The organism is Microbulbifer sp. ABE4_465, assembly GCF_056160765.1.
Map to the genome: position 1 here is coordinate 74,669 of NZ_JBSWXV010000010.1, position 24,410 is coordinate 99,078.

Annotated in this window: 30 protein-coding genes; 23 read left to right on the forward strand and 7 right to left on the reverse strand. The window is 51.8% G+C overall.

What is annotated here, in order from left to right; all coding sequences use genetic code 11:
- The first annotated feature begins 122 nt into the window (after positions 1-122).
- The 18 genes from ACXAG1_RS14795 to ACXAG1_RS14880 all read left to right on the forward strand — a co-directional run bounded on the left by ACXAG1_RS14795 (position 123) and on the right by ACXAG1_RS14880 (position 9,823).
- Entirely contained in the window at positions 123-461 is a 339-nt protein-coding gene (locus tag ACXAG1_RS14795) for a hypothetical protein (RefSeq protein ID WP_475120120.1), read from the forward strand.
- A gap of 127 nt (positions 462-588) precedes the next feature.
- Complete coding sequence (locus ACXAG1_RS14800; protein WP_475120121.1) at positions 589-1,011, forward strand: FxsA family protein; 423 nt, start codon at positions 589-591, stop codon at positions 1,009-1,011.
- A 589-nt stretch (positions 1,012-1,600) separates the two neighbouring features.
- On the forward strand, positions 1,601-1,864 hold the full coding sequence (locus tag ACXAG1_RS14805) for a hypothetical protein (RefSeq protein ID WP_475120122.1): 264 nt from the start codon (positions 1,601-1,603) through the stop codon (positions 1,862-1,864).
- Positions 1,865-2,026: 162 nt separating this feature from the next.
- Positions 2,027-2,323, forward strand: a complete 297-nt coding sequence (locus ACXAG1_RS14810; protein ID WP_475119792.1) for a hypothetical protein — start codon at positions 2,027-2,029, stop codon at positions 2,321-2,323.
- Positions 2,324-2,470: 147 nt separating this feature from the next.
- On the forward strand, positions 2,471-2,869 hold the full coding sequence (locus tag ACXAG1_RS14815; RefSeq protein ID WP_475120123.1) for a hypothetical protein: 399 nt from the start codon (positions 2,471-2,473) through the stop codon (positions 2,867-2,869).
- Positions 2,870-3,022: 153 nt separating this feature from the next.
- Entirely contained in the window at positions 3,023-3,295 is a 273-nt protein-coding gene (locus ACXAG1_RS14820) for a hypothetical protein (RefSeq protein ID WP_475120124.1), read from the forward strand.
- Between the two features lie 122 nt (positions 3,296-3,417).
- Positions 3,418-3,798: a hypothetical protein gene (locus tag ACXAG1_RS14825; protein ID WP_475120125.1), complete on the forward strand. Its 381-nt coding sequence runs from the start codon at positions 3,418-3,420 to the stop codon at positions 3,796-3,798.
- A gap of 131 nt (positions 3,799-3,929) precedes the next feature.
- The gene (locus tag ACXAG1_RS14830; RefSeq protein WP_475093518.1) at positions 3,930-4,319 is read left to right on the forward strand and encodes a hypothetical protein; all 390 of its coding nucleotides are present in this window, start codon (positions 3,930-3,932) and stop codon (positions 4,317-4,319) included.
- Between the two features lie 120 nt (positions 4,320-4,439).
- Entirely contained in the window at positions 4,440-4,832 is a 393-nt protein-coding gene (locus tag ACXAG1_RS14835) for a hypothetical protein (RefSeq protein ID WP_475120126.1), read from the forward strand.
- 125 nt (positions 4,833-4,957) lie between these two features.
- Positions 4,958-5,254 carry a hypothetical protein gene (locus tag ACXAG1_RS14840; RefSeq protein WP_475119792.1) on the forward strand — a complete coding sequence of 99 codons (297 nt, stop codon included), beginning with the start codon at positions 4,958-4,960 and terminating at the stop codon, positions 5,252-5,254.
- 139 nt (positions 5,255-5,393) lie between these two features.
- Positions 5,394-5,759, forward strand: coding sequence for a DUF2750 domain-containing protein (locus ACXAG1_RS14845; protein WP_475120127.1), 366 nt, complete (start codon positions 5,394-5,396; stop codon positions 5,757-5,759).
- Positions 5,760-5,875: 116 nt separating this feature from the next.
- Entirely contained in the window at positions 5,876-6,307 is a 432-nt protein-coding gene (locus ACXAG1_RS14850) for a hypothetical protein (protein WP_475120128.1), read from the forward strand.
- Positions 6,308-6,935: 628 nt separating this feature from the next.
- Positions 6,936-7,214, forward strand: a complete 279-nt coding sequence (locus tag ACXAG1_RS14855) for a hypothetical protein (RefSeq protein WP_475092252.1) — start codon at positions 6,936-6,938, stop codon at positions 7,212-7,214.
- A 125-nt stretch (positions 7,215-7,339) separates the two neighbouring features.
- Positions 7,340-7,549, forward strand: coding sequence for a hypothetical protein (locus ACXAG1_RS14860; protein ID WP_475120129.1), 210 nt, complete (start codon positions 7,340-7,342; stop codon positions 7,547-7,549).
- Between the two features lie 262 nt (positions 7,550-7,811).
- Positions 7,812-8,153: a hypothetical protein gene (locus tag ACXAG1_RS14865; protein ID WP_475092361.1), complete on the forward strand. Its 342-nt coding sequence runs from the start codon at positions 7,812-7,814 to the stop codon at positions 8,151-8,153.
- A gap of 83 nt (positions 8,154-8,236) precedes the next feature.
- Positions 8,237-8,566, forward strand: coding sequence for a transposase (locus ACXAG1_RS14870; protein WP_475120130.1), 330 nt, complete (start codon positions 8,237-8,239; stop codon positions 8,564-8,566).
- Positions 8,563-9,405 carry an IS3 family transposase gene (locus ACXAG1_RS14875; RefSeq protein WP_475120168.1) on the forward strand — a complete coding sequence of 281 codons (843 nt, stop codon included), beginning with the start codon at positions 8,563-8,565 and terminating at the stop codon, positions 9,403-9,405. The genes ACXAG1_RS14870 and ACXAG1_RS14875 overlap by 4 nt, the downstream gene beginning before the upstream one ends.
- 295 nt (positions 9,406-9,700) lie before the next feature.
- The gene (locus ACXAG1_RS14880) at positions 9,701-9,823 is read left to right on the forward strand and encodes a hypothetical protein (protein WP_475120131.1); all 123 of its coding nucleotides are present in this window, start codon (positions 9,701-9,703) and stop codon (positions 9,821-9,823) included.
- Between the two features lie 586 nt (positions 9,824-10,409).
- Here ACXAG1_RS14880 and ACXAG1_RS14885 read toward each other — a convergent pair.
- Together ACXAG1_RS14885 and ACXAG1_RS14890 are read right to left on the reverse strand one after the other, a co-directional pair.
- The gene (locus tag ACXAG1_RS14885) at positions 10,410-11,351 is read right to left on the reverse strand and encodes an IS110 family RNA-guided transposase (RefSeq protein ID WP_475120132.1); all 942 of its coding nucleotides are present in this window, start codon (positions 11,349-11,351) and stop codon (positions 10,410-10,412) included.
- Positions 11,352-12,269: 918 nt separating this feature from the next.
- Complete coding sequence (locus tag ACXAG1_RS14890) at positions 12,270-14,126, reverse strand: DUF885 domain-containing protein (protein ID WP_475120133.1); 1,857 nt, start codon at positions 14,124-14,126, stop codon at positions 12,270-12,272.
- Between the two features lie 203 nt (positions 14,127-14,329).
- Between ACXAG1_RS14890 and ACXAG1_RS14895 the strand changes: the two genes are divergently transcribed.
- Together ACXAG1_RS14895 and ACXAG1_RS14900 are read left to right on the forward strand one after the other, a co-directional pair.
- The gene (locus tag ACXAG1_RS14895) at positions 14,330-14,674 is read left to right on the forward strand and encodes a 4a-hydroxytetrahydrobiopterin dehydratase (RefSeq protein ID WP_475120134.1); all 345 of its coding nucleotides are present in this window, start codon (positions 14,330-14,332) and stop codon (positions 14,672-14,674) included.
- A gap of 173 nt (positions 14,675-14,847) precedes the next feature.
- A complete protein-coding gene (locus ACXAG1_RS14900) occupies positions 14,848-15,069 on the forward strand; it encodes a DUF1272 domain-containing protein (RefSeq protein WP_475120169.1) in 222 nt (73 codons plus the stop codon).
- A 22-nt stretch (positions 15,070-15,091) separates the two neighbouring features.
- On the opposite strand, the gene ACXAG1_RS14905 is transcribed toward ACXAG1_RS14900, so the two are convergent.
- On the reverse strand, positions 15,092-15,850 hold the full coding sequence (locus ACXAG1_RS14905; RefSeq protein WP_475120135.1) for a TlyA family RNA methyltransferase: 759 nt from the start codon (positions 15,848-15,850) through the stop codon (positions 15,092-15,094).
- 138 nt (positions 15,851-15,988) lie between these two features.
- Here ACXAG1_RS14905 and nhaA point away from each other — a divergent pair, with 138 nt between their 5' ends.
- From nhaA to ACXAG1_RS14920, 3 genes are all read left to right on the forward strand, one after another.
- Entirely contained in the window at positions 15,989-17,434 is a 1,446-nt protein-coding gene (gene nhaA / locus ACXAG1_RS14910; RefSeq protein ID WP_475093509.1) for a Na+/H+ antiporter NhaA, read from the forward strand.
- Between the two features lie 434 nt (positions 17,435-17,868).
- Positions 17,869-20,061 carry an alpha/beta hydrolase fold domain-containing protein gene (locus ACXAG1_RS14915; protein WP_475120136.1) on the forward strand — a complete coding sequence of 731 codons (2,193 nt, stop codon included), beginning with the start codon at positions 17,869-17,871 and terminating at the stop codon, positions 20,059-20,061.
- Between the two features lie 82 nt (positions 20,062-20,143).
- On the forward strand, positions 20,144-21,199 hold the full coding sequence (locus ACXAG1_RS14920) for a peptidase M42 (protein WP_475120137.1): 1,056 nt from the start codon (positions 20,144-20,146) through the stop codon (positions 21,197-21,199).
- An 11-nt stretch (positions 21,200-21,210) separates the two neighbouring features.
- Here the strand turns inward: ACXAG1_RS14920 and ACXAG1_RS14925 are convergent, their stop codons facing one another.
- From ACXAG1_RS14925 to ACXAG1_RS14940, 4 genes are all read right to left on the reverse strand, one after another.
- Positions 21,211-21,633 (reverse strand): hypothetical protein, encoded by a 423-nt coding sequence (locus ACXAG1_RS14925; RefSeq protein WP_475093506.1) that lies wholly within the window; start codon positions 21,631-21,633, stop codon positions 21,211-21,213.
- A gap of 88 nt (positions 21,634-21,721) precedes the next feature.
- Positions 21,722-23,479 carry a D-lactate dehydrogenase gene (gene dld / locus ACXAG1_RS14930; protein ID WP_475120138.1) on the reverse strand — a complete coding sequence of 586 codons (1,758 nt, stop codon included), beginning with the start codon at positions 23,477-23,479 and terminating at the stop codon, positions 21,722-21,724.
- Between the two features lie 20 nt (positions 23,480-23,499).
- Positions 23,500-23,781: a PepSY domain-containing protein gene (locus ACXAG1_RS14935; RefSeq protein WP_475093504.1), complete on the reverse strand. Its 282-nt coding sequence runs from the start codon at positions 23,779-23,781 to the stop codon at positions 23,500-23,502.
- 49 nt (positions 23,782-23,830) lie between these two features.
- A complete protein-coding gene (locus tag ACXAG1_RS14940; protein WP_475093503.1) occupies positions 23,831-24,304 on the reverse strand; it encodes a hypothetical protein in 474 nt (157 codons plus the stop codon).
- Between the last annotated feature and the right edge of the window lie 106 nt (positions 24,305-24,410).

The window sequence follows — 24,410 nt, forward strand, 5'->3', positions numbered from 1 at the left end:
ATCAGCGGCAGAGCGACAGCCAACGCTACGCACCTTTTGTGTTACTCGCTGTCGCTCAAACATTAACACAAAAGGAGCTCCGCGCTGGCTGCGCCTGCGCTGGGCGTTAAGCATCGGAACGCATGGCTAGATCAAGTTACTTGAAATTGTGGTTGCTGCTATTTATTGGGGTTCTAGGATTTAGGCTCTACTACGTACACATAGCAGAAGCTGCGCTAAAACATTTTTCTATTTTGGTGGTGTTGGTAGTTGGTGCTTTCTTGTATATTTTTGGTGTTGTTGCTAACACTCGAAAGAAGCAGAGAGCAACCTCAAACACGCTAGGCCCGGCATCATTGGCTTCCGCAACAATTTCTACTGGTTTTGCTACGTATGCGCTGTATCCAGAACTAACTGCTACTGTGGCAATGGGAGCGTGGTTGCTAGCCTTGGTCCCTGCTTCGGAGTCCGGCAATGCTTAACAAACAGCGGCAGAGCGACAGCCAACGCTACGCACCTTTTGTGTTACTCGCTGTCGCTCAAACATTAACACAAAAGGCGCTCCGCGTTGGCTGCGCCTGCGCTGGGCGTTAAGGCAACCAGAATCATATGAAGTCGGTAATTTTTCTGATAATTCTTGGAATAAGTGAGGTTGCAGTTACAGGCCAACTTCATTCCATGCTTGGGCTTTATAAGCTTATCGGACTTTATATGATTACTACCGCCATAGGCGGAGTTTTACTTTTCCTGCGCTATCCTGAGTTCAAGCGCTCTATGAAGGCTTCCAAAAATTTAGGCAGGAAATTTAAAAATAAAATTTCGGGCAAAGATCATTCACTTTCTTCAGATCAGCTTAAGAAGTTGCCACCGTTATTCTTCGTAGCACGGTATGCTATTGCCCTAGGTCTGGTCATAGTGCCAGGGATTGTCTCTGATCTCGTTGGTGTTGTAATTATCTTGCCTGTTGTAACAAGTTACTTTATTGACCGTAGTGTAAACAAGGCTATTGCCAAGGCAGGGCTCCAGCCTTAACAAGCAGCGGCAGAGCGACAGCCAACACTACGCACTTTTTGTGTTACTCGCTGACGCTCAAACATTAACACAAAAAGTGCTCCGCGCTGGCTGCGCCTGCGCTGGGCGTTAATGTTCAGGTTCATCAAGCCGCCGCCTAAAAAATTCCAGCGTGCTTGATGAGCGATTCGGCGGCCTCTAGCGTTGTAGAAGCAGTATCGCTAGCAGGGATTGACGGTTGATTTTTAGAGGCTTCAGTGGCTTCCCTTCGTTAAGGTTAGCGCTGGCGGCGGAAAGAGTTCAGAGGGGGCTTCCTTTTGGGCATGTAAGCCGCTCGAGGGAAAGCGTGGTATGTTAAAGATAACCGTGCCGCTCGCAGTATGTTAGTAATTGTGTGGCGTTGAGTTTGGTGGTCTTGTTCGGTATTAAATTGCTTTCAGGTCATCAAACATTAACAAGGCGAGGCAGTTCGTTCCGGCCCTGCGGGCCTCCACCGGACAGCTTACTTTGTCCACTTTATTGCGCGGTCGCTTCGCTCCCATTTTCGCGCAATAAAGCGCACAAAGTAAGCTGCCGCTGCTCGCGGCGTTAAGTGAGTAAAGGAGTACCGATGAAATCATTTTTATTTAATCTGGCGGGGCTTCTTGGCTCTTGGCAATTCATTGAGCTTTCTTCAAATAGTCCGCTCAATTCAGTCTTAGCACCAATTGTTTTTACCGCGTTTCTCATATCGAGCGTTCTTTGGTTCATTGTAAAATTCGGTGTGAACCAACGTTCTAATGGCGCTACATATTTTGGTGGGGATGTCGGTGGTAATGGTGGTGGTAATGGTGGTGGCGGTGACTGCGGCGGTGGAGGAGACGGCGGGTGCTAACCCCCCACTTAACAATCACAGGCAGTAAAGCTCCGGCCCTTCGGGCCTCCGCGGGACGGCTTACCCTAAGCACGTTTTGCGCGGTCGCTTCGCTCCTAGTTTCGCGCAAAACGCGCTTAAGGTAAGCCGCCCCTGCTGTGGGCGTTATGTGTCGGAGCAATTATGAGCTGGTATATGGGCCGGTCTGAGAGAATGAAATTAAGAGCCATTCAGATTTTCGGCGGATTGTGTTCTTTTTTAGCTCTTTTGACTTTCATGCTTGGCCCACTTTATTTATTTCGTAAATTTAATGAGATTCCTTTGGATGCCAAAGGGGTTGACGGCGAAATCTGGCTGCTGGTAATTGGTGGCGGGCTAGGGGCTGGCGCGGCCTATCTTGTCTCCTATTTTATCGTCTGTGTTATCGGTGGCTATGATCCGGCCGTTGGAATGAAGGCGTGGGCGAAGCGATACAGATAACACATAACAATCAGCGGCAGAGCGACAGCCAACGCTACGCACCTTTTGTGTTACTCGCTGGCGCTCAAACATTAACACAAAAGGTGCTCCGCGCTGGCTGCGCCTGCGCTGGGCGTTATACGTCAATGAAGTAAAGGAGTAGTTCCGTTGAAACTAATGGGGAAAGAAAAATTTAGGCAATGGAAAGCTGAGCGAAATATTCCGGAAGATGTTAGCTTCGGTACGAGTAGAGCTTATTACGGTTTATGCTTTCGTTCGAGACCAGGTGCATTGTATGTAGATCGAGAAGCGCTCGTTCATTGGTCATATAGCCCAAGTGATTGCCCAGCGGCAATGTTTGAAAAGGAAATAAAAATCGAGATTCCACTTGAAATTATCAAATCCGTAAAAGTAGAAAAATTGAGTTTCTGGTGGAAATTGGCGTTTATGGGCGCTAAATGGGTTGTAAAAATTGAGACTAACTCGGATCAGCAAGAAATAGTTCTTTATGAAGATCCCTCTGAACTTGTTGCTCCGATACATGACGCCAGCGCGGGTGCCGTATAACAATCAGCGGCAGAGCGACAGCCAACACTACGCGCCTTTTGTGTTACTCGCTGCCGCTCAAACATTAACACAAAAGGCGCTCCGCGTTGGCTGCGCCTGCGCTGGGCGTTATGCATCCGGAAGTTCAGAACGAATTTAGAGGGAAACTAGGCCGTGAAGAAAAAGCATTTTGAAAATTGGTCCAAGACAAGAGAAAAGGGAAGGAAAAAATTTATTCTTATCAATGGATTGTTGGCTTGGGGTTTGCCAATGTTTTTGGTCATGACATTCATAGCTAATAAGCCTGATGATGGGCAGTGGTCGCCAATTTTTATAGCTTTTAGTGCTGTCCTCTGGTCTCTGGGAGGTTTAGCTTTTGGCTATTTTGTATGGACGTCAACTGAGCGCTCTTACAAAAAAGAACTCGCAAAGCAGCAAAATGCATAACAAACAGCGGCAGAGCGACATCCAACGCTACGCACCTTTTGTGTTACTCGCTGGCGCTCAAACATTAACACAAAATGCGCTCCGCGTTGGCTGCGCCTGCGCTGGGCGTTAGGCAAACCAGCATGCAGATAAAGAGATATGGCGGAAAATTTGGTGGTGGCAACGATAGCGGAAATAATAAAATCGCCAAAATTGGTTTTTATCTCTTCGTCGCGAGTGTTTTCGCAACAATATTTTTCGCAAATCCAGCATTCATAATTGGCGGGCTACTGGTCCTCTTTCTTTTTACTGGGATCGGTATGCTGGTCAAAGGAGGTGAGAGTGCTGGCTTGAGAGAAGAGCGTTATAAGCAGCACTTAGAGGATGCTGAAAGGCTTTTCAAAGAAGGGGATTATCTTGGTGCAAGTGAGGCGTTTCGGCGGGCAAAGATTTATGGAGAAATTCCTACTGAGCTCCAAGAAATGTACACCGAGGTACAAATGCCTAACAAACACGGGCAGTAATGCTACGGCCCTCCGGGCCTCCGCGGGACGGCTTACCTTATGCACGTTTCACGCGGGTCACTACGCTCCCATTTTCGCGCAAAACGCGCATAAGGTAAGCCGCCCCTGCCGTGGGCGTTAAGAGCAAAGCCATGTATCAAGCATTTAATGATATGCCGACATTGTTAAAATTTTTGACAGCGCATGCACTTTTTTGTATTTACCTATTATTAGCAGTAGCTGTTCCAGGTATCCCGATAAATTTTAATGGCGTTACTATGGGCGCTGCGGAACTTTGGGAGTCCGGGTTGGCAATCCCAACAGCAACAGTAGGTCTACTTATGCCTGTTACTGCGGTGTTATTCTTAAGGCGTTGGCAATATTCAAGGCAGGTCTATTCTGTATTGTTGGCCGCTGTTATGATAATTCCATTCGGTTTAATGCAGCAAGTTCCGTCCATCATCTTTGGTGCTGCTCTCACAGCGGTGATTCTTGGCTATCTCTTTTTCAATGGTGGAGTCCGTGCGTACTTCCGCTCTTAACAAGGCGCTGCAGGCCGACAGCTTACTTTGCGCACCTTTTGCGCGGTCGCTACGCTCCCATTTTCGCGCAAAAGGCGCACAAAGTAAGCTGCGGCTGAGCGCGGCGTTAAGCACAAAACCATGAATACATGTGTAGATTTCAAATCAGAACTCTTTAAACCATTTCTGTCCGATGAAGCTCAGGTAAATCCGAATGTTTATGGAGCTGAGTTGGCTTGGTGGTTGTCTAGCGAGCTAGCATCGGAAGGTATAGAGACTACTTACCCAAATTTTGAAGATTGGGGATGGTTTTTGGAATATTTCGTGGATGATAATGAGTATTGGCTCTGTTGCGGCAATGTCGCTGACTCAAATAATCAATGGCGTGTTTACCTGGACTGCAAGGCTAAGAGTATCTTTGGCCGCAACAAGGCTCCCGTTGATTACGCCAAACCGTTGCTAAAGGCACTAGAACAAGTTCTGTCCAAGCAGCCAGAAATCACTAGCGTAGTGTGGAGCGAGGTAAATGCTTAACAAAGCGCAGCAAAGGGACGGCTTACTTTATGCACGTCTTGCGCTAGTCGCTGCGCTCCTATTTTCGCGCAAAACGCGCATAAAGTAAGCCGCCCCTGTGCGCGGCGTTATGTGTCGGAGCAATTATGAGCTGGTATATGGGCCGGTCTGAGAGAATGAAATTAAGAGCCATTCAGATTTTCGGCGGATTGTGTTCTTTTTTAGCTCTTTTGACTTTCATGCTTGGCCCACTTTATTTATTTCGTAAATTTAATGAGATTCCTTTGGATGCCAAAGGGGTTGACGGCGAAATCTGGCTGCTGGTAATTGGTGGCGGGCTAGGGGCTGGCGCGGCCTATCTTGTCTCCTATTTTATCGTCTGTGTTATCGGAGGCTATGATCCGGCCGTTGGAATGAAGGCGTGGGCGAAGCGATACAGGTAACACATAACAATCAGCGGCAGAGCGACAGCCAACGCTACGCACCTTTTGTGTTACTCGCTGGCGCTCAAACATTAACACAAAAGGTGCTCCGCGCTGGCTGCGCCTGCGCTGGGCGTTAACTGTAACTAGTAATTAATTTATGTTCCAAGATTCAGCTACAACAAAAGAAAATTACGAAAGATTTATCAAGAGAGTGAGAGTGTCGGGTGAAGTATGGGGGATTCAGCATCCAGATGGCACTTGGGCTACTAGCCAGTCGAATGAGTATGATGAAACTCTCATTTATGTATTTTGGTCAGACAAATCTTATGCAAAAAGACATTGCAGGGAAATCTGGATGGATTCCAATCCGACTATGATTGAGCTGGATAGCTTTATTGATAATTGGCTCAAGGGAATGCATGGTGATGGACACTTGGTCGGTCCTAATTGGGACGCTCACTTTTTCGGTATGGAAGTGGAGCCTGTTGAGGTCGCTCAGCGGTTGAGTGAGCGCAACAGTTAACAAGGTGCGGCAGACCGACGTCTTACTTTGCGCACTTTTTGCGCAGTCGCTACGCTCCTATTTTTGCGCAAAAAATACACAAAGTAAGCCGCCGCTGCGCACGGCGTTAAGTACCTATGAAGAATATCGAAGCATTTAATATCGCCGTAGCAGAAATTTTCGGCCGTTGCTACAGCGAATTTCCTTTAAAAGTTTCCATTTCAAAAATGGAAATAGGTGTTGCCATAAAGAAATCTCTCGGGGACGATCCTGAGGGATACTTTAATCTTGCTGAACTTGAGTATCAGATTGCTGATGAAGCAATTGATTGGTTGATAAAGGCAGGGTACCTATGGTGCTCAAATCCCGATAAAGCAATTTCCTATGAAGGCGTTACGTTGACTCCCAAGGGGTTAGAAGTATTAAATTCAGTTCCAGAGGGGCTGCAATCCAAGATGTCAATTGGTGAGCGGCTAAGCAAAGGTATACAGACTTTAGGTAAAGAATCTGCGCTAACGACAGTGAAGTTAGGCCTGACTTACGGAGCCAAATTGGCGCTCGGTACTTAACAATCACAGGCAGCAAGGCTCCGGCCCTTTGGGCCTCCGCGGGACGTCCTACTTTATGCACGTTTTGCGCGGTCGCTACGCTCCCATTTTCGCGCAAAACGCGCATAAAGTAGGCCGCCCCTGCTGTGGGCGTTAATGTTCAGGTTCATCATGCCGCCGCCTGAAAATTGCAGTGTGCTTGATGAGCGATTCGGCGGCCTCCAGCGTTGTAGATACGGCATCGCTAGCAGGGATTGACGGTTGATATAAAGATCCTTCGGTGGCTTCCCTTCGTTAGGGTGTTCACTGGCGGCGGAAAAAGTTGAGTGGGTTTTTCCTTTTGGGCGTGTAAGCCGCTCGAGGGAAAGCGTGGTATGGTACAGCCAACCGTGCCACTCGTAGTATGTTAGTTATTCGGGGCGTTGGGCTTGGTGGTCTTGTGCAGTATTAAATTGCTTTCAGGTCATCAAACATTAACAAGGCGAGGCAATTCGTTCCAGCCCTGCGGGCCTCCACCGGACAGCTTACTTTGTCCACTTTATTGCGCGGTCGCTACGCTCCCATTTTCGCGCAATAAAGCGCACAAAGTAAGCTGCCGCTGCTCGCGGCGTTATGTTGTAGAGCAATAAAATGACTAAGGAGAGGTCAAATGTACGGATACATAAATCTTAGAAGCGAAAATTTGAATCCGCTTTTAGTCTTCGTAAAAGTAATTCACGCAGTTTCAATTGCGCTGTTCGTGCTAATACCGCTAAGTATTGTTCCTGCGATGTTTGCTGGTATCAGCCAAATGTATGTGCTGTCATTTTTGATTTACCCATTTGGGGGGTATTTACTAGCTGGAGTGCTTGCGGTGCTCATCGCGTTTGAAGAGAGCTATAGAGTCCGTACGGAGCGCATGGTCCACTCCGAGCGAAATCCAACATAACAAACAGCGGCAGAGCGACAGCCAACGCTACGCACCTTTTGTGTTACTCGCTGGCGCTCACACATTAACACAAAAAGTGCTCCGCGCTGGCTGCGCCTGCGCTGGGCGTTATACGTCAGGAAGTCATGAATCAGGTTAAAATTGAAAGTCCATTATTTTATGGAGAGGAAGATGAAAATATCTTTTTCCTCTGCATTTATAACCTTCCTGATTTCAAAGAGGTAAAAGGAGTAGGGACAGCATTAACCATTTCATTTGATGGTGTGGTTTCTGAGATTGCCAGCTCTCAAATCGAAGTATTGTGCCGGAGATGGAACACGAATATTTGCGGTTGAGTAGGTTTAGTATCAGAAAGTTTACAATGATAGTAAAGTTCAGGTTAGTGCAATGCGTCTACCTGCCCAGTTTTATGTAAGTGTGTTGCCTGGGCAGAGCAGTGGCGGCAACGTATAACAATCACGGGCAGTGAAGCTCCGGCCCTTCGGGCCTCCGCGGGACGGCTTACCTTACGCACGTTTCACGCGGGTCGCTTCGCTCCCATTTTCGCGTAAAACGCGCGTAAGGTAAGCCGCCCCTGCCGTGGGCGTTAGCATCAACATGAACAAAATCGCACTTTCTGGAATTTTGATGAGTAGCTTTTCATATGGATATGAGATTCCTACTCACGTATGCGTAAAAGATGAAATCAGAAATTATTACTCGCTAGTGCCGGAAAAAAAGGAGAGTAAGGTTGCAATGCATGCAACTGAAATCGCTTTTAACAAGCTTATGCCCCGGTATGATGGTGTCCACTTACCGGTCTGGGCTGCAGCAAAGAAAGATGAAAGTACTTGGTTAGTTCGATTCTCAACATGTCAAGAGTCCCATAGTAGTGCAGGCTATATTTTGGTAAACCCTACATCGGGGAAAGTATCTAGGGTGCATTGGGATCACGAGTAACAATGCTAACAATCGCAGGCAGTATGCTCGGAATCTAACCCGCTTTTGCACACACCTCCATCTAACTGACCTGGAGGTGTCAAATGGCACGCAGAAAGCACTACAACTACTACGACGACGATTTTAAGGCTACTGCGGTTTCGTTAACCGAAATCCCTGGTGTAGTCGCCAAGCATGTGGCGGAAGCACTCGATATCCATGAAGTCATGCTTTATCGTTGGCGTATGGAAATGCGACGGGGACAGATCATGGCCAAAAAGAAAAACATACAAATTGATCCAGAGATCAAGTCTGAGCTGAAGCGGCTCAGAAAGCTGGAGCGGGCCCATAACCTGCTCCGGGAAGAGCATTCCCTTTTAAAAAAAGCCATCCAATTCTCTTTACAACAAAAAGGGAAATCTTCGAATTCATAGACCAGCACCGAGAGAAGCACAGCATTGCAATGATGTGTCGACTCTATGGCGCTACCCGTGACGGGTACAATTCCTGGCGTCGCCGTGGTACATCTGTCCGCGAGCGGGAGGACAGTGAGTTATTTGAGCATATACGATTGATTTTTGACCGGCACGACGGTTGCTATGGCAGCCCTAAAATCACGGAAGAGCTAAAAAAAAGGGGGATTAGGGTCGGCCAGAAGCGGGTCGCTAGAATCATGCGAAATCATGGTCTTAGGGCGGTAAAAGCGAGGATCTATACGGCTCGGCCCGGTACTTACAAGCATGTCTATGGAATCAAGTGCCAGATAGAGGGCATAAAGCTGACGCGCCCGAATCAGCTCTGGGTGGGTGATGTTACTTACATAAAGCTTAAGGATGGTAGCTGGCAGTATTTATCAGTAGTCATGGATCGCTACAGCAGAAAGGTGGTTTCCTGGTCGCTGAGTAATCGCAGAGATGTTTCTCTGACGCTATCCAGTATCGATAGGGCGGTACGCAACCGCGGGCATCATCCGGAGCTGATCTTTCACTCTGACCGCGGCAGTGAGTACCTATCGGGTCAATACCGCGAGCGATTGCGACGGTACGGGATCAATCAGAGTATGAACCGATTCAAGAATATGAATGATAATACATTCATGGAGTCGTTTTTTCACCAGTTCAAGACAGAGCGGATTAAGCGACAGGTTGTGGAATCAGCTAAACAGTTACGGTCTACGGTGACCGAATATATGCGCTACTACAACACTCAGAGATCACATTCTTCTATTGGATATATTTCACCACAAGAATTTGAGTGTAAAATCAATTGCTAACAATATGGTGTGTGCAAAAGCGGGTTAAGTCCCAAGCGGGTTAAGTCCCCTCCGGCCCCTTGGGCCTCCGCGGGACGCCCACCGCTATGCACGTTTTGTGCGGGTCGCTGCGCTCCCAGTTTCGCACAAAACGTGCATAGCATTGGTCGCCCCTGTTGCGGGCGTTATGGTGATTGGTTCGCAGTAGAAACGCCACTTCGTTCAATATTTTTATATTTATAATTGACATGCTCTCTGCTAAATGAAAGTCTGGAAATGCCTGATCTAGCGGGCACAAATTAAATAAGGAAGAACGATGAAAAAATCAGCAGTTATTTCTCTTATCGCAATTGTGTTTTCTTTAGGTAGTATTTCAGTATTTGCTGGGCCTCATGACCCCATGTGTGATCCAGAAGGTGTATATTGCGATCCGAAGTAAGTGAAATGTAGTTATTATTTTTCGATCGTAAAAAACCCCGCCTTGCGGGGTTTTTTTGTATGACTTTACCAATTTTGCTAAATTACTTATGGAGGTATTATCAATTCTCGTACCATAACAATCAGCGGCAGAGCGACAGCCAACGCTGCACACCTTTTGTGTTACTCGCTGTCGCTCAAACATTAACACAAAAGGCGCTCCACGCTGGCTGCGCCTGCGCTGGGCGTTAAGGCAATGAGAAAACTAGCTCTTTTAGCACTAAATATTCTTGCTAGCACGCAAGTTTTTGCGCTTTCGGATTGCGATTTAGATTCGAATGGGAAGGCCAGAATAAGTGTTGACTTAGTAAGTGAGCACTCAGAAAAAGTATATGTTTCCGTTTGTAAAACGGATAGAGCATCTTCTATCAGCGAGGTTGTTGAAAATTATGCGAATCGCGTATGCTCGTCTGGTTATCATCTGGAGTTTATAGAGAAGCATAATTGTGGTGATAAGAAAGGATTCTGTGAGCCTGGTGTAGAGAGTGTTTCAGAGTACTTTCTGGAGTGTCCGCCTTAACAAGTGACTATGGTTCTCCGTCAAGTAATTAAGCCATTTTTTCATCCCAATGAGTGTTGTGCTTAACCATGGTATTGAGGATCGTGAGCTGCTTGCGCATACACGCAACGATAGCGACTTTCTTAGGTTTCCCAGCGGCCACCATGCGCTCATACATTGGCTTCAGCTTTGGGTGACACTGGATCGCAGACATCATCGAAACAAATAGGACGGTTCTTACACGGTGGCGCCCACCTCGAATAAACCGCTTTCCTTGAAAGCGCCCGCTGTCGCGGTTCATCGGTGCGATACCAACAAGCGCAGCGATTTCCTTACGATTAAGTTTTCCAAGTTCAGGAAGCTCGCTCATGAGGGTGTAGGCCACGACATTACCTACACCTTTTGCACTCAGCAGCAAGTCTCGCTTTTCCTTCCACTCCGTTACGCTGCTGATTAACTTGTCGAGCTGCTTGTCGATTTTTAATAGTTCGGTCTTGATAGCAGTAAGAATTTGCCGGATAGGATCGTGGACTGACTTTGGCATCCTCTTGAGACGATTCTTTTGCATGGTGCTCATCTCAAGACATTGGCTGCGAACAGCAAGTAAGTCACTGATTTCCCGTAGTTTTTCGGGCTTAATGGTTGTTAGCGCTGGTTTCATGGCTTCGCCAAAATGGGCTATGTCCATGGCATCTAGCTTGTCGGTTTTAGCGATCCGTCCTGATGATTTTGCAAAGTTTCGGATTTGTGAAGGGTTGCAGACGACGATGGGTAGCCCACGCTTATCGGCAGCGCACACAAAATCCATTTCGAGTCGCCCAGTAGATTCAATCAATACCCTGGTAGGTTCGAGTGCCAGTATTTCATCTACAGCCTGTTTGATGCCGTCCTTATCATTCCTGACGCTAAAGAATTGGCCAGTAGGTCTCACATAGATATCGAGTTGGGTGCTACTAGTATCGATACCGACATTGATCTCTTTATATTCCATAAGATAAGCTATCTCCGCCTTGCTATTCGGGCTCGAGGCCCACATGACTATTCGAGTTATGCCTAGTGAGTGTTTGTCACGTTCATACTTGTTATCGGTCTTTATGAACCGGCCGGGCAGCGAACTGTGATAAACAAGGCCTTCGGTGGCCGCCGAAGGTGGGTCTCAATTTACCCGTTAGCGAGGAGGGCGTACAACGCCCAAATAAGATAAGAACAACCATACAAGGCCGGGCAATATACTCCGGGCCTTCGGCCCTCCGTGGGACAGCTTACCTTGTGCACCTTTTGCGCAAGTCGCTACGCTCCCATTTTTGCGCAAAATGCGCACAAGGTAAGCTGCCCCTGCCGGCGGCGTTAAGCGTATGAACCGAGCAATCAAATTTTCGTCAATAATTGCAAGTATCGTGCTCCAAGCATGCGCCACAAATGTAGACAGCTGCATCAAGCTGGCTCCGAAAGGAGATTGGACATTAGCCGACAAGCCAAGCTCTGGAGTGTCTGAGCAGTTTGGCTCGTATACAGAAACTGCTTCCCTACTATGGTTTAAGAACAATGTAGGCGAGTACGGAGTGTGTTCATTCTGTGACTCGTCTAAGCGTCGCGCCAGTTCGTTTGAGGTGCTGCAAGCTGGGGTGGGCGAGCAAATATTAGGTGTGGGAAGTTGTGGTCCTAGGTAGTGCCAGCGGCACGCTTAACAAGCAGCGGCAGAGCGACAGCCAACGCTACGCACATTTTGTGTTACTCGCTGGCGCTCAAACATTAAGACAAAATGTACTCCGCGCTGGCTGCGCCTGCGCTGGGCGCTAAGCCTACTGTAGTGGCACACTGAATTTGGCCAGTGCCCTGTATTAAGGTTGAACAATGTAATTTACAGTCTCAAGCGCGCCGCTGGCTCGAAAATTGATCGACGGAGAATCTACGGTTCGATATCCGCCAGCATCAGTTCCCGGATCACTGGAACAGGTGCGTTTCCGTAGCTCAGGAATTTTTCGTGAAATTGCTTAAGATTGAATTTTTCTCCCAGTTTTTGCTTTATTTCATCCCGTAACGCCATGATGTCCATATATCCCGCGAAGTAGCTGGTGAGCTGAACCTGACTTAATGTTGCACGGCGCCATTTCCCCAGTGCCTCTGTTTCTTGCTGGAATGCCTGTTTCATCATTAATTCCATTGCCTGATCTTCCGTCATGCCTTTGACCTGAATTGAGTAGTCCAGGATAGTGTTGACCACTGTGCGCAGGTTCCATTTGTAGTACATCATCCACAGCTCGGGCTGAAAATCCCCATAGCCGGCTTCCAGCATCATACGTTCGGTATACACGGCCCATCCTTCGATCATTGCGCCGTTGCCGAGGATGTTTTTAATGAGGCTGGGAGACTGGTTGGCATATACAAGCTGGGTGTAGTGCCCGGGTATCGCCTCGTGGATGTTCAGAATTTGCATCAAGTAGGTGTTGTACTCTCTGAGGAAGCTCTCTGCCCGATCATCCGGGAGCTCCTCCACAGGCATCACGTTGTAATAGGTGTTGGCATTCTTGTCGTAAGGACCTGGGGCATTGATTGATGCCACTGAAAATCCACGCATATACGCCGGTGTTGTGCGCACCACCAGTGGCTTTTCAGGGTCCAAGGAAAGGAGGTCATTCTCGTTGACGAAGGCTACAAGTTCCGGAATCTGTTTTTCTACTTCTGATTTGAAAGTTTCCTTGGTTGCGTGATTCAGCGAAAGCTTTTCCAGCACCTTGTGAATTTTCTCAAGTATGTCGTCCGGACGCTTTTCATTTGGGAAATATTTGGGCCACAGTTGGTCTGCCAGTTCGTCCATTTTCAGGTGTAGCCGGTCTTTTTCCTTCATGGCACGGTTATAGAGTTCTTCACCACTCATGCTGATTTGGATATCGAATTTGAACTTTTTCTCGTAGCGCTCTTTTCCGATACGAAAATCGCGGAAGCTGTCCGCTTGTTCCATCTGCGCGTGCAGAGTTTGCAGATAGACGACATATTCATCGATGGCCTGGCGAGCGGCCTGTAGGCGAGAGGTAAACTGTTCTTTTTCACGATCGCTGAGACCGCTTTGCGTCAGTTTTTTCTCGAGATCCTCACCAAATACAGATTGCGCACCTTCATTTTGCTGAATAGCGAGGATGAGCTGTGGAGAGGCTGGGTTGCTGAGGGTTTTTTCGGCGGCGGCATAGTAGGCCGGTACTTTTAACAGGCGTTCACTGAAGGTTCGAAGGCGCTCGTCCAGTGGTGCGTAATCGGTATTCAGGATCAGTGCGAACCCGTGGGAAACATTGTAATCCGCGGGGTTCCACTCATGGGACTTGAACTCTGTAAGTTTCCAGATGGTCTCATTCAGGAAGTTGATGATCAGAGCCAGGTCTGTGCGGGCACCCGGGCTAAGCTTTTCGGTATCGATGCCGGAAAATTGGTTAAGTGAGCTTCTGGCAAAGCTCAGGACTTCGCGTCGGTAATGTGTATCCGGTACCTCAAGTTCGGATGCAACCTTGTAGTATCCGTTGCTGATCGCCCACGATGGGAACAGGTGCCACATACGCTCAATCAGTTGGTTGCGGAGCCGCTCGAAAGTCTCTTCATTGATGGCGGATTTGCGCGTGGGTGCCTTGCTGGCATCAATTTTCTCGCTTCCCTGTTGTTCGAATAGCGGAATAGCGCTCCCGGTAACAGATTCTCCCTCTGTGTCGGGAGCGTCTTTTTGTCCACAGCCGTGAATGAAGGTGGCCAGAACTAGGGCTGTGGTCAGTCGTTTCATAATGTTCTCGAATTTCTGATGGAATCTGTTGAAAACCTAGCACAGTCGTCTTGTGAGTAACTTTTTATCCACACACTATTTTGTGTGATCCAGGTCGCCTTGTGCCATATCCGGGCGGCGGCTAAAGTGGCAGATCGCGAATTTGTGGCGGAGTGCCACGATTCGACCCTACCAATAAAGTACTGTGCACAGAGGAGTCAGATATGACCGAGCTGGCAGCGCAGGCCTGTGAGGCCTGCCGGGCGGATGCCCCCCTGGTATCCGATGAGGAGTTGGCAACCCTGATCCGTGAAATCCCGGATTGGACCCCTATGGTTCGCGACGATGTGATGCAACTGGAGCGGGTTTTCAAGTTTCGGAACTTCAAGCAGGCGTTAGCGTTTACTAACCGTGTGGGCGCGATTGCGGAAGAGGTTGGCCACCACCCTGCGTTACTCACAGAGTGGGGCAAGGTGACTGTGACCTGGTGGAGTCATGAAGCCGGTGGTCTGCACAAGAATGATTTTATTATGGCGGCCCGCACGGACAAGCAGCTGGAGGCGGAGTAATCTATTTCGTGCCACAGACTTGCCGGCGCTGCCTGCCGATGAAGTAGTTGGCCCGTGTCCGGGATAACTCGGCTCACCGTGATGGCGTGGGCCGGGTACCGCTTTGACGTCACCCCGTCACAACCCTGGCAGCGGGCTATGAATTGCGAGTCTGAAGGAATACGATGCTGAAAATGAAAGCAAGCTGTGAACGATGCAGTGCGCCTCTGGGCCTTTCTGACCTAGCCTATATCTGTTCATACGAATGCACATTTTGCCCCGAGTGCATGGCAGCGTTGAATGAAGAGTGTCCGAACTGCCAGGGCAACCTCGTACTACGCCCGCCGCGCCGCACTTCACCAACGGAAGTGCCCCGACCCGGCTTCAAGGCCAAGCTGGAAGCCATTTTGCGCTAGCAGAGTGGCAGGATAGGCTGCATTAGCGGGTTGCCCAGAGCAGAAACTCCCGATTTCCATCTCCACCCGTGATCGGGCTTTCAATGTAATCCCTTACCTGTAAATCCAGTTGCGTACACAGGGCGTATATTTTTTCCTGAACACCGCGATATAAACTGGAGTCCTTTACAAGGCCACCTTTGCCAATGCCTTCAGGGCCTACCTCAAACTGCGGTTTTACGAGACTGAGCAGCTCACCGCCCGGTTTCAGCATCGGGGGCAATTGGGGCAGTATCAGGGTTTGAGAGATAAATGACACGTCCATGACGATGGCGTCAAATCCGTTGTTCCCCCAGGGCGATACCTGCTCGCTGGTCAGGTGGCGGGCATTCAGCCCCTCAAACAATTTCATGCGCGGGTCCTGGAGGAGGGCGGGGGCCAGTTGGTCGTGGCCGACATCCACGCCTACCACCAGCTCTGCCCCCCGTTGCAGCAGGCAATCGCTGAAGCCACCGGTGGAGCAGCCCACATCCAGGGCGTGCCACCCGCTGGGATCCAGGCCAGTATGATCGAGAATGCCGGCCAGTTTCAGGCCAGCTCTGGAAACATACTGGTCTTCCGGTAGCGGCTCAACGAGGATTAGTGAGTCCTCTCGCAGGGTGTGGCTGGGCTTTTTGACCGGTTGCCATCGCTGGCCTCCCGCATCGGCCACTTGTACCCGGCCGGCATCAATCAATTTGCGCGCATGGGTTCGGGAGCTGGCCAGGCCCTGCTGTACCAACAATATGTCGAGACGGATCATGGATCGCACTATAGTTTTGAAATTCTGGAGGAGGAAATGACTGCCATGCTAACCTCTGCCCCCACGACTGGGAAGGCGCGTGAAGCCTGTGCCCAGCCAATTGACATAGCGAAACTGAATATTAGGAGTTGGCGTTAGATGGCAAACAATGTGCTGAGCAAGTTCAGGGTTCGCAAGGGCAAAGTTTTTGAGGCGCCACTGGAAAGTGCGTTCGGGCGCCTGGTTACGCCATTCGAAGAGTTTATCCACCGCCAGAGTAGCAGTGGCGTACTGTTGATGCTCTGTGCAGTAGTGGCGTTGATCATCGCCAATTCTCCATGGCAGGAGGCGTACAAGCACCTGTTGCATTTGCCGGTCAGCTACAACTTCGGCGACTGGTCCCTGTCCATGAGCTTCCACCACTGGATCAACGATGGCTTGATGGCCATCTTCTTCCTGCTGGTGGGACTGGAGCTCAAACGCGAGTTTCTGGTCGGCGAGTTATCGGAACTAAAACACGCTGTACTGCCGATAATGGCCGCGATTGGCGGAATGGTAGTGCCGGCGTTTATCTTCTTTCTCCTTAACGGCGGCACCCCATCCGAGCGCGGCTGGGGTATCCCCATGGCCACGGACATTGCCTTTGCCGTAGGGTGTATAGCCATACTCGGGAATCGTGTACCGCGCGCCGTAGTGACCTTCCTGGTGGCACTGGCGATCGTGGATGACCTGGGAGCAATCCTGGTGATTGCCATTTGGTATACCGAAAGCGTCAATACCACTGCGCTGATGGCGGCCTGCGCCTTGGTGGGTGTGTTGTGGCTGCTGAAGTTTGCCGGTGTGCGCCGCTCTGCGGGCTATATCTTTGTGGGCATTCTGTTGTGGTACGCGCTGTACGTTACCGGCGTGCACGCAACCCTCGCCGGGGTGATTACCGCGATGGCGATTCCGGCCAAGCCAAAATACGACCCGGTGGCTTTCAGTACTTTCGTGAAGGATATTATTCGCAGTTTTGATCGCTGCTTCCGCCCCGGCGATAAAATTATTGCCAACGATGCACTGCGTGCGCGGGTAACCGCGCTGGACAATGGTATTCACCTGGTGCAGTCGCCACTACAGCGGATGGAAACCCGCCTGCATACACCGGTGGCTTTTATTGTGGTGCCGATTTTTGCGCTGGCGAACGCCGGTATCCCTGTCGACAGTTTTACCAGTACAGAAGCCGTGTTCAATCCGCTGACGCTGGGTGTTATCTGCGGTCTGGTCTTTGGCAAGTTGATCGGTATTGTTGGTGCTACCTGGATTGGCTGGAAGCTGGGGTGGGGTGAGCTGCCGAAATCCTCAACATTCCACCATATTACCGGGGTGGCGCTGCTGGGGGGCATCGGCTTTACCATGTCGATATTTATTGCCGAGCTGGCCTTTGCCGGGCAAACCGAAATGCTGATTCAGGCGAAGGCCGGGGTGTTGCTGGCGTCGCTTATCGCGGGGGTTTCGGGCTTTCTGATCTTGCGCCGTGCGCCCATCGAGGAGTCCACGCAAACTGCCGGGCACCATGTGGAAAAGCCCGAGGATATTCAGCAGGGTGAGAAAAAACTGCCCTGAGTTTGTGGGGGCAGGGACGACAGCAGTGCGTTCCCGCCCCCATTTACCAACTCCCGTTTCCGATTGATCCTCGCCTAACCAATCAGTGAGCTACGTGACGAGTCGATCGGCTTTTATTTCTCGCGAGGTTTCTTCGCTACTGTCGTTTTTGCCGCACCGTCTTCCTTTCTATCACTCCTCTCCGGCTCTCCTTTACCGGTTCCTTATCACCCTGTATCCCTTCTCCCCGCAAGTCCCTGGTGTTATCCCTCTATCCGGCAGCTTGCCGGTGGGAGCTTTGATATTTCGGTAAGGCCAAAATTGGCCTCGGAATATGAATAGGGAGAGGGTGTCTTGAAAGTTAGGTTCTGAATGAGCTATTTTGGTAAGTCCAAATTTCTTGGGTTCTGGGTGATTGGTCAGCCTTTTGATAATGAAAATAAATCGAGGTGATGATGAAAATAGTTAGACGGAATTTCGATCTCTGGGCGCTGATCGTGCTGTTTCTGATGGGTTGTTCACAAGCGTTGGCCGGTATCGACTTGGAGGGGGTTACTGGCTTCGGGATGGATACCCCCGGGGGCAGTGGCGGTAAGGTCATTCGGGTGACAAACCTGCAGAATCGCGGGGAGGGCTCATTGCGGTGGGCATTGGGGCAGTCTGGCCCCCGTATCGTGGTGTTTGAAGTGGGTGGTGTCATCGACCTCGACCGGGAAAATATTGTGGTCACCGAGCCGTTTCTTACCCTGGCCGGGCAGACTGCGCCAAACCCGGGTATTACCTTGATTCGGGGCGGCCTGAGTATCCGCACACACGATGTGCGAGTACAACACCTCCGCGTGCGCCCTGGCGATGTCGGGCGACCGGCCCGCAGTGGCTGGGCTCCGGATGGCATTGGTATTTCGGGCAAAGATGCCTATCGAATCCATATCGATCATTGCTCCACCAGTTGGGCCGTTGACGAGAATATGTCGGCTTCTGGGGCACGCACGGATGGGCCTGACGCCACCAGCCGACAAATTACGATCAGCAACTCAATCATCGCCGAGGGATTGGATTACTCAACCCACCGAAAAGGCAGGCATTCTAAAGGGCTGCTGGTACACGATTTTGTGCGTGACGTTGCGGTGGTCGGCAATCTGTTTGCCAACAATGATCGCCGCAATCCGTATTTCAAGGCGCATACCACCGGTGTGGTTGTGAACAATTTGATTTACAACCCGGGCTCTGCGGCCATTCAGCTTGGTTATATCGAAAACGAATGGCGGGATGTTGACGCGGCGCCGGTGAATCCGCGGGTTGCGGTTGTGGGCAATGTCCTGCAGTACGGGCGCGACACTTACAGTGATCTCGCGCTGGTGTCCTATCAGGGGGATGTTTATCTAGAGGATAACCTGGTGTGGAACCTCGATGGCGAGCCGATGAATATCGTACAGGGGGATATTCGGCGGCTGGAGGAGAAACCACTTTGGCCTGAGGGCTTGCGCACGCTACCTGCCGAGATGCTCTCTCGCGAGCTATTGAAAACCGTCGGTGCCCGGCCCGCCGAGCGGGATGCCGTGGATCAACGAATTATCGCGCAGGTAATGGCGGGACAGGGGCGTATTATTGATAGTCAGGATTCGGTTGAGGGATACCCCAGGCAGGTGCCGGTATTCCGTTCCTTGGCGGTACCGGAAGATGTGGATGCCTGGCTGTCGAGGTTATCGCGCGAGTTGCTCGAGCAAGCCGAGCCGGCTGTCAGAATTTCGCTCGTCGACTCGTTTAACGTTCAATCCGCCTTTAACAAAGCCCGCAAGACTTATCCAGACATTCAAGTTGCACGGGTGGCGCCTGGGCAGGGTACTGAAATCCTACGGGATGTGGTGTATCGCCGTGTCGGGTCGCGCGCTCTGCATCTGGATCTCTTCCTTCCTGAGGGGCGGCAGCCCGGGTCCGACCGACCGGCTGTACTGCTCGTTCACGGCGGCGGCTGGCGCTCTGGTAACCGCACTCTGCAGGAACCCATGGCAAGGTATCTCGCCAACCGGGGATTTGTCACCGCGACGGTAGAGTACCGCCTGTCGCCGGAAGCCCGCTACCCGGCGGGTGTACAGGATGTTAAGTCTGCGCTTGGCTGGTTGCGGGCGCAGGCGGGTCTTTACGGCATTGACCCTGAGCGCCTCGCCGTTATCGGTGCCTCTTCGGGCGCGCAAATGGCCACGCTCGTGGGGGTAACCCCGGGCTTGTCCATATTTGAAACGGTACAGTCCGCTGGTAAAGACTCGGTTCAGGCCATTGTCAATCTGGACGGCATTGTCAGTTTCACTACGCCTATGGCATTGCGACATGAAAATGATCCGCGCAAAATCCCTTCGGCGGCGGGCGCCTGGTTCGGTGGTCGTTACGAGAATGTGCCGGATCTCTGGCAACAGGCTTCTCCACTTGAGTACGCGGGTGCTGGCGCTCCCCCCACGCTGTTCGTCAACAGCAGCCACCCGCGCTTTCACGCCGGGCGGGATCAATATATAGCGCGCTTGAGTGGTGCCGGTGTTGTTACGGAAGTAATGACCCACGTGGATGCGCCGCACCCTTACTGGCTATTTGAGCCCTGGTTTACGCCGACTGCGGAGCGGGTTTACGGGTTTCTGACCCGGGTAATGCAGTAGCGTTAAAAAACGATCGCTCATTGGCGAAATTGCTGGATATACTCCGCAAATATCCCACGCCAGCGAGCGGAGCCTGCAGCCAATGCAACAGACCGAACAATTTATCGACCTGCTCAAACTGTTGGTGCGCAGCCCCAGTGTGGTAGGTGCGGAGCATTCCTTTTTCCGGGTATTGCAGCGCGAGCTTGAAGAGCGGGGCGCGCACGTTACCTGGTACGAGGGCCTGCTGGTAGCCCAGGGGCAGCGTCCCAATAGTGCCAAGTTTTCCGCGCATATTGACCGCCATGGATTGATTTGCACCGGACCCAATGAGTTTCAGTACGCCGCCTTTGTCTCCGGTCGCCGCTCCGATTTACTGGGGAACTCTGTTTCCGAAAAGCTGATGACCAAGATCGTCGATCGTTTCCAGGGAGTTACCGTCACCGCTTACGAACCTTGGTCCGGTTCCTATTTCGGGTCCGGTGTCATCCGTCGAGCCTACGTCTGCGGTTACCGGAACAACCTGATATTCGAGGTCGCTGGCCTCGAACATGTGGTTGCCGGTACTCCGGTGGCTTTCACCGATCGTCTGGAAATCAATGACGGCATTCTGAGTGCGCAGCTGGATAACGTACTCACCGCAGCACACCTGGTCCACCTTTACAGCCTCGGCTTTCAAGGCACCGCTTTTTTTACCGCGCAGGAAGAGTCTGGCAGTAGCTGGCGCTATTTGCTGGAGTGGTTCCGCCGCTTCAATGGCGGTACTGACAAGCTGATTGTGGTGGACACCAGCCCCTACCCGGACCGCACCAGTGCCGATGCACAGCAAGTGGTATTGCGCAGGCGGGATGCGAACGCGCAGTTTCACGCGGGGACGACCGAGCGGTTGGCGGCGCTATGCGATACCCAGGGTATTAGCTATAGCTACAAAGACAGCTATATCGAAGCGCAAAACAATAAGGCGGTGGCCGAAGGACAGGAACCCCAGTCCTTCGGCAGTACCGAGCTTGGGAGGATTGTGAGTGCGTCGTCGGGCTTTGTGCAGGGCACCACGTTACAGATTCCCACCACGGGTTATCACACCATGGAGGAGTCCGCTTCCCTGGCGGCCAACAGCGCCTTCAGCGATCTGCTGTTTGCGATTGCCGCAGACGACTGATCCGGGGGCCTTTAGAACTCTTCACTTGCCTGGTAGCGGTTGCAGCGGTTGTTGCAGTAAGGCCTGTCCGAACGAATCACGCCAGTTGCCGGGTGCACCGTCAGCTGGCGTTTTTTATTGCCGTGATAGGCCACCACATTCCAGTATCCATTGCGGAACTGTACGCGATCGAACGAGTGAAATCCGAGCCGTTGCAGACGCACCCGCACTGCACCGGCGCTCAGATCGATTTCCGACGGAGTGCTTCCATCCAGATCCGGGCCGTACAGGTTTGGTGGTATCTGCGGACCTGAGGAAGGTCCGGAAAACTGGAAGTCATTGGCCGTGAATGGACCTGGCTGCTGGGCGTAAAGTGGCGTTGCGGTGAACAGTGTCAGCGCGGCTACAAGTGAAGCGCAGGCGACGACTCTGACGCGGGCGGCGGCATACTGCATGGCGTTCCCCAAATTACCTTTATCCGCTTATTGGTAATGTGGGGAGCGTCCAATTCAAAGGAATACTTGCGGCTACGGCGGCGGGCGCTCAGCCGCAATTACAGCAGCGCCGGTGCTTGTCGGTTTTACCGATGCCCGGGTTGAAGGTATTGGTGGGGTCGAGTTTTTCGAAGAAGGCTTTCTGTGTATCGGGGGCCTGGTAGAGATGGCCGACATTGTGTTCCGCTGGATAGCAGGCGCCTCTCTGGTCGAGCAGTTGTAACATGGCTTTCTTGACCGCATCCGGGTCGGCGTCTTTCTTCAGGATGTAGTCCTGATGGAACACATTGCACAGGAAATGGCCGTAGTAGAGCCTGTATTCCAGCTGGTCCGCGATTTCTGCCGGCAGCTTTTCTTCCCAATCCATGTCGTTGCGCCTGAGCGCGATATCCAGCGGCAGCAGCTCCCCGACTTTTTTACTGTGCACGGCCTGATAGCGCATGGCGGCGCCGGCGGAGACAAAACGATGCAGCATGGCCTTGCTGGCTTCGGCCGCGTCGCAGGCAAAAAACTCTCCCGAGTTTTTTTCGTTCGCAAAGAATGTCTGCAGCCACTGATGTGCGGGCTCTACGCCCTCGTCAGCCATTTTCACGATCAGGTGGTGCTGGTACTTCTCCCGGTACTCCAGCATGCGCTTGGGCAGGTGCTGGGGGAGTAGTGTGCTGATCTTCTGCAATAGCCGGTCGCTGAAAAAACGGGGCAGCCAGGCCTGCTTTTCGAGCCAGGCGTCCACGCGACCCTTGAGGGCGAAGAAGTGGGGCATGCGGCCGGTGCCGAGCTTTTCGATGGTATAAAAGCTGTCTTTGCCGTAATCCGCTGCCAGGTCAAACATATCCCGGTGCAGGTATTCACCGAGTACCGGAATGCTGGGCAGTTCGCTCAATAAACCTCGACGCAGCCGCGCGAAGACGTTGGCGTCGTTACTGCCGATGTAAAACGTCTGGGTGTGCTGGGGGATGGGGAAAGTGTCCAGGCGCACCGCAAAGACCGCGACCTTGCCGGCGCAGCCGCTGGTTTCGAACAGGCGCCGGGGGTCGGCATTAAACCTGGCGGGGCTGTCCGCATCCACGTCCCGCACCCGCTCCACGTATTCCCGGTCCGAGGCCATACGCGGCCGTTCGAGGTTGTCCGGGTGGGGAAGCTCTCGTACCTGAATAAAGGTGCCGTTCTCGAGATTGGTTAGTATTTCCTGTGGGGTTTCCCCGAGTTCAATACCCAGGTGGTTGATCAGCTGCAATTGGCCTTGCGCACTGACTTGGGCGTACAGCGCCAGCTCGGTATAGGCGGGGCCGCGCTGGCACAGTGCGCCGCCGGAGTTGTTGGCGATACCGCCGACAATGGAGGCTCCGAGACAGGAAGAGCCTATTTCCGAGTGGGGCGAGCGTTGCAGGGGCGAGAGTAGTTTGGTCAGGCTATGCAGGGTCGCGCCGGGGAGGGCGACAATCTGTTCACCGGTTTGTGCGCCGTCACCGAGCAGGTGAATGCGGTTCATCTGCAGGGTATTGATAACAACAACCGGGCGATCATAGTCATTGCCACTGGGGGTGGAGCCTTCCGTAAGGCCAGTGTTCGCGGCCTGCAGAATGATAATGGCCCCAGCGTCCACGCAGGTCTGTAGAATCTCCCACAGCTCCAGCAGTTTGCCGGGAAACACCACCGCGAGTGCCGCGCCTTCTCCGGAGCGAAATCCCTTGCGATAGTGCTCATTGCGTTGCGGGTCTGTCAAAACGCGTTCACGGCCAAGCAACTGCTCCAGTTGTTGGAGCAGTGCCCGGCTTTCGACAGAATCCCTGGAGGCTGTTTTCACGTTACTGAGGTAAGGCGTCGTCAGTCTCTGTCCTCTTTCACTTCCAGAATTTCGCCACTATTGGGATCCACCTCGAGATCCCACTTCCGCCCTTCTTTGTAGGCTTCTACTTCCCAGCGGCCCCTATCGAGGGAGACATCGACGACGGGGGTATAACCCTGTTGTTCGAGTTTGGTGATGAGACTCGACAGTGCCATGGCCCCCGGAGGCGGCATTTCTTCTTTGGCACTGGCCTGTGCTGCGGCTACCGCGGCGATGCCACCCAGGGTGACCGCAAGGAGAGAGTTTTTTACATTCTTCATTTGAGCTCCCGTGTGTAACTGAGACGGCGCTAACTGCTGTAGAAGTGTTTTAGTCGGTGTTGCCGAGGCGTTGTTGCATCATAAAGCACCACTCGTCACTACCGCCGTCTGGGCCGTGTGCGCCATCGCCGCCGGTGAGTTTATCCATGGCGGTAAACCAGTCTTTGGAGCCCACAAGCGGCAGTCCCGAAGGATAGTGCTCGGCTATGGCTTCGGTCTGGGTTGCCATGACCTGTTTGTTGACCCATTCAAACCACTCGGCGTTGCAGATCAACTGGCCCTCGCTATTGGGGCTTTCTGCAGGGGTAGCGCTGTCGCCGTTGTTGTCGGCAGCCGCGTCACCGGTCGATGACGGAGAGTCATAATCCGGCGCGCTGGTATCTTCCTCGACAACAGTCGTCTCTTCCACGACCTCGGTTTCTGGTTTGGCTGAAGCGTCGGGCTCATGGGTGTCCGACTTGCGACTACAACCGGTGATCGCAATGGTAGCCATCAGGCTGGCGAGCAACAGGTGACGAATCATAGAGGTTCCTCGTAGTGATCTATGGCTGGCGCCGAAATGATCGGGCCACTGGAGATAAGCATAGGAGGAAAATGGTGACTTGCACGGTGAGGCAGTGGGTTTTGTG

Excerpts from the sequence above, each read along its gene's own strand:
- ACXAG1_RS14795 (WP_475120120.1), top strand. The coding sequence starts at position 123 with ATGGCTAGATCAAGTTACTTGAAATTGTGGTTGCTGCTATTTATTGGG.
- ACXAG1_RS14800 (WP_475120121.1), top strand. The coding sequence starts at position 589 with ATGAAGTCGGTAATTTTTCTGATAATTCTTGGAATAAGTGAGGTTGCA.
- ACXAG1_RS14805 (WP_475120122.1), top strand. The coding sequence starts at position 1,601 with ATGAAATCATTTTTATTTAATCTGGCGGGGCTTCTTGGCTCTTGGCAA.
- ACXAG1_RS14810 (WP_475119792.1), top strand. The coding sequence starts at position 2,027 with ATGAGCTGGTATATGGGCCGGTCTGAGAGAATGAAATTAAGAGCCATT.
- ACXAG1_RS14825 (WP_475120125.1), top strand. The coding sequence starts at position 3,418 with ATGCAGATAAAGAGATATGGCGGAAAATTTGGTGGTGGCAACGATAGC.
- ACXAG1_RS14830 (WP_475093518.1), top strand. The coding sequence starts at position 3,930 with ATGTATCAAGCATTTAATGATATGCCGACATTGTTAAAATTTTTGACA.
- ACXAG1_RS14835 (WP_475120126.1), top strand. The coding sequence starts at position 4,440 with ATGAATACATGTGTAGATTTCAAATCAGAACTCTTTAAACCATTTCTG.
- ACXAG1_RS14840 (WP_475119792.1), top strand. The coding sequence starts at position 4,958 with ATGAGCTGGTATATGGGCCGGTCTGAGAGAATGAAATTAAGAGCCATT.
- ACXAG1_RS14845 (WP_475120127.1), top strand. The coding sequence starts at position 5,394 with ATGTTCCAAGATTCAGCTACAACAAAAGAAAATTACGAAAGATTTATC.
- ACXAG1_RS14850 (WP_475120128.1), top strand. The coding sequence starts at position 5,876 with ATGAAGAATATCGAAGCATTTAATATCGCCGTAGCAGAAATTTTCGGC.
- ACXAG1_RS14855 (WP_475092252.1), top strand. The coding sequence starts at position 6,936 with ATGTACGGATACATAAATCTTAGAAGCGAAAATTTGAATCCGCTTTTA.
- ACXAG1_RS14860 (WP_475120129.1), top strand. The coding sequence starts at position 7,340 with ATGAATCAGGTTAAAATTGAAAGTCCATTATTTTATGGAGAGGAAGAT.
- ACXAG1_RS14865 (WP_475092361.1), top strand. The coding sequence starts at position 7,812 with ATGAACAAAATCGCACTTTCTGGAATTTTGATGAGTAGCTTTTCATAT.
- ACXAG1_RS14870 (WP_475120130.1), top strand. The coding sequence starts at position 8,237 with ATGGCACGCAGAAAGCACTACAACTACTACGACGACGATTTTAAGGCT.
- ACXAG1_RS14880 (WP_475120131.1), top strand. The coding sequence starts at position 9,701 with ATGAAAAAATCAGCAGTTATTTCTCTTATCGCAATTGTGTTTTCTTTA.
- ACXAG1_RS14885 (WP_475120132.1), bottom strand. The coding sequence starts at position 11,351 with ATGGAATATAAAGAGATCAATGTCGGTATCGATACTAGTAGCACCCAA.
- ACXAG1_RS14890 (WP_475120133.1), bottom strand. The coding sequence starts at position 14,126 with ATGAAACGACTGACCACAGCCCTAGTTCTGGCCACCTTCATTCACGGC.
- ACXAG1_RS14895 (WP_475120134.1), top strand. The coding sequence starts at position 14,330 with ATGACCGAGCTGGCAGCGCAGGCCTGTGAGGCCTGCCGGGCGGATGCC.
- ACXAG1_RS14900 (WP_475120169.1), top strand. The coding sequence starts at position 14,848 with ATGAAAGCAAGCTGTGAACGATGCAGTGCGCCTCTGGGCCTTTCTGAC.
- ACXAG1_RS14905 (WP_475120135.1), bottom strand. The coding sequence starts at position 15,850 with ATGATCCGTCTCGACATATTGTTGGTACAGCAGGGCCTGGCCAGCTCC.
- nhaA (WP_475093509.1), top strand. The coding sequence starts at position 15,989 with ATGGCAAACAATGTGCTGAGCAAGTTCAGGGTTCGCAAGGGCAAAGTT.
- ACXAG1_RS14915 (WP_475120136.1), top strand. The coding sequence starts at position 17,869 with ATGAAAATAGTTAGACGGAATTTCGATCTCTGGGCGCTGATCGTGCTG.
- ACXAG1_RS14920 (WP_475120137.1), top strand. The coding sequence starts at position 20,144 with ATGCAACAGACCGAACAATTTATCGACCTGCTCAAACTGTTGGTGCGC.
- ACXAG1_RS14925 (WP_475093506.1), bottom strand. The coding sequence starts at position 21,633 with ATGCAGTATGCCGCCGCCCGCGTCAGAGTCGTCGCCTGCGCTTCACTT.
- ACXAG1_RS14935 (WP_475093504.1), bottom strand. The coding sequence starts at position 23,781 with ATGAAGAATGTAAAAAACTCTCTCCTTGCGGTCACCCTGGGTGGCATC.
- ACXAG1_RS14940 (WP_475093503.1), bottom strand. The coding sequence starts at position 24,304 with ATGATTCGTCACCTGTTGCTCGCCAGCCTGATGGCTACCATTGCGATC.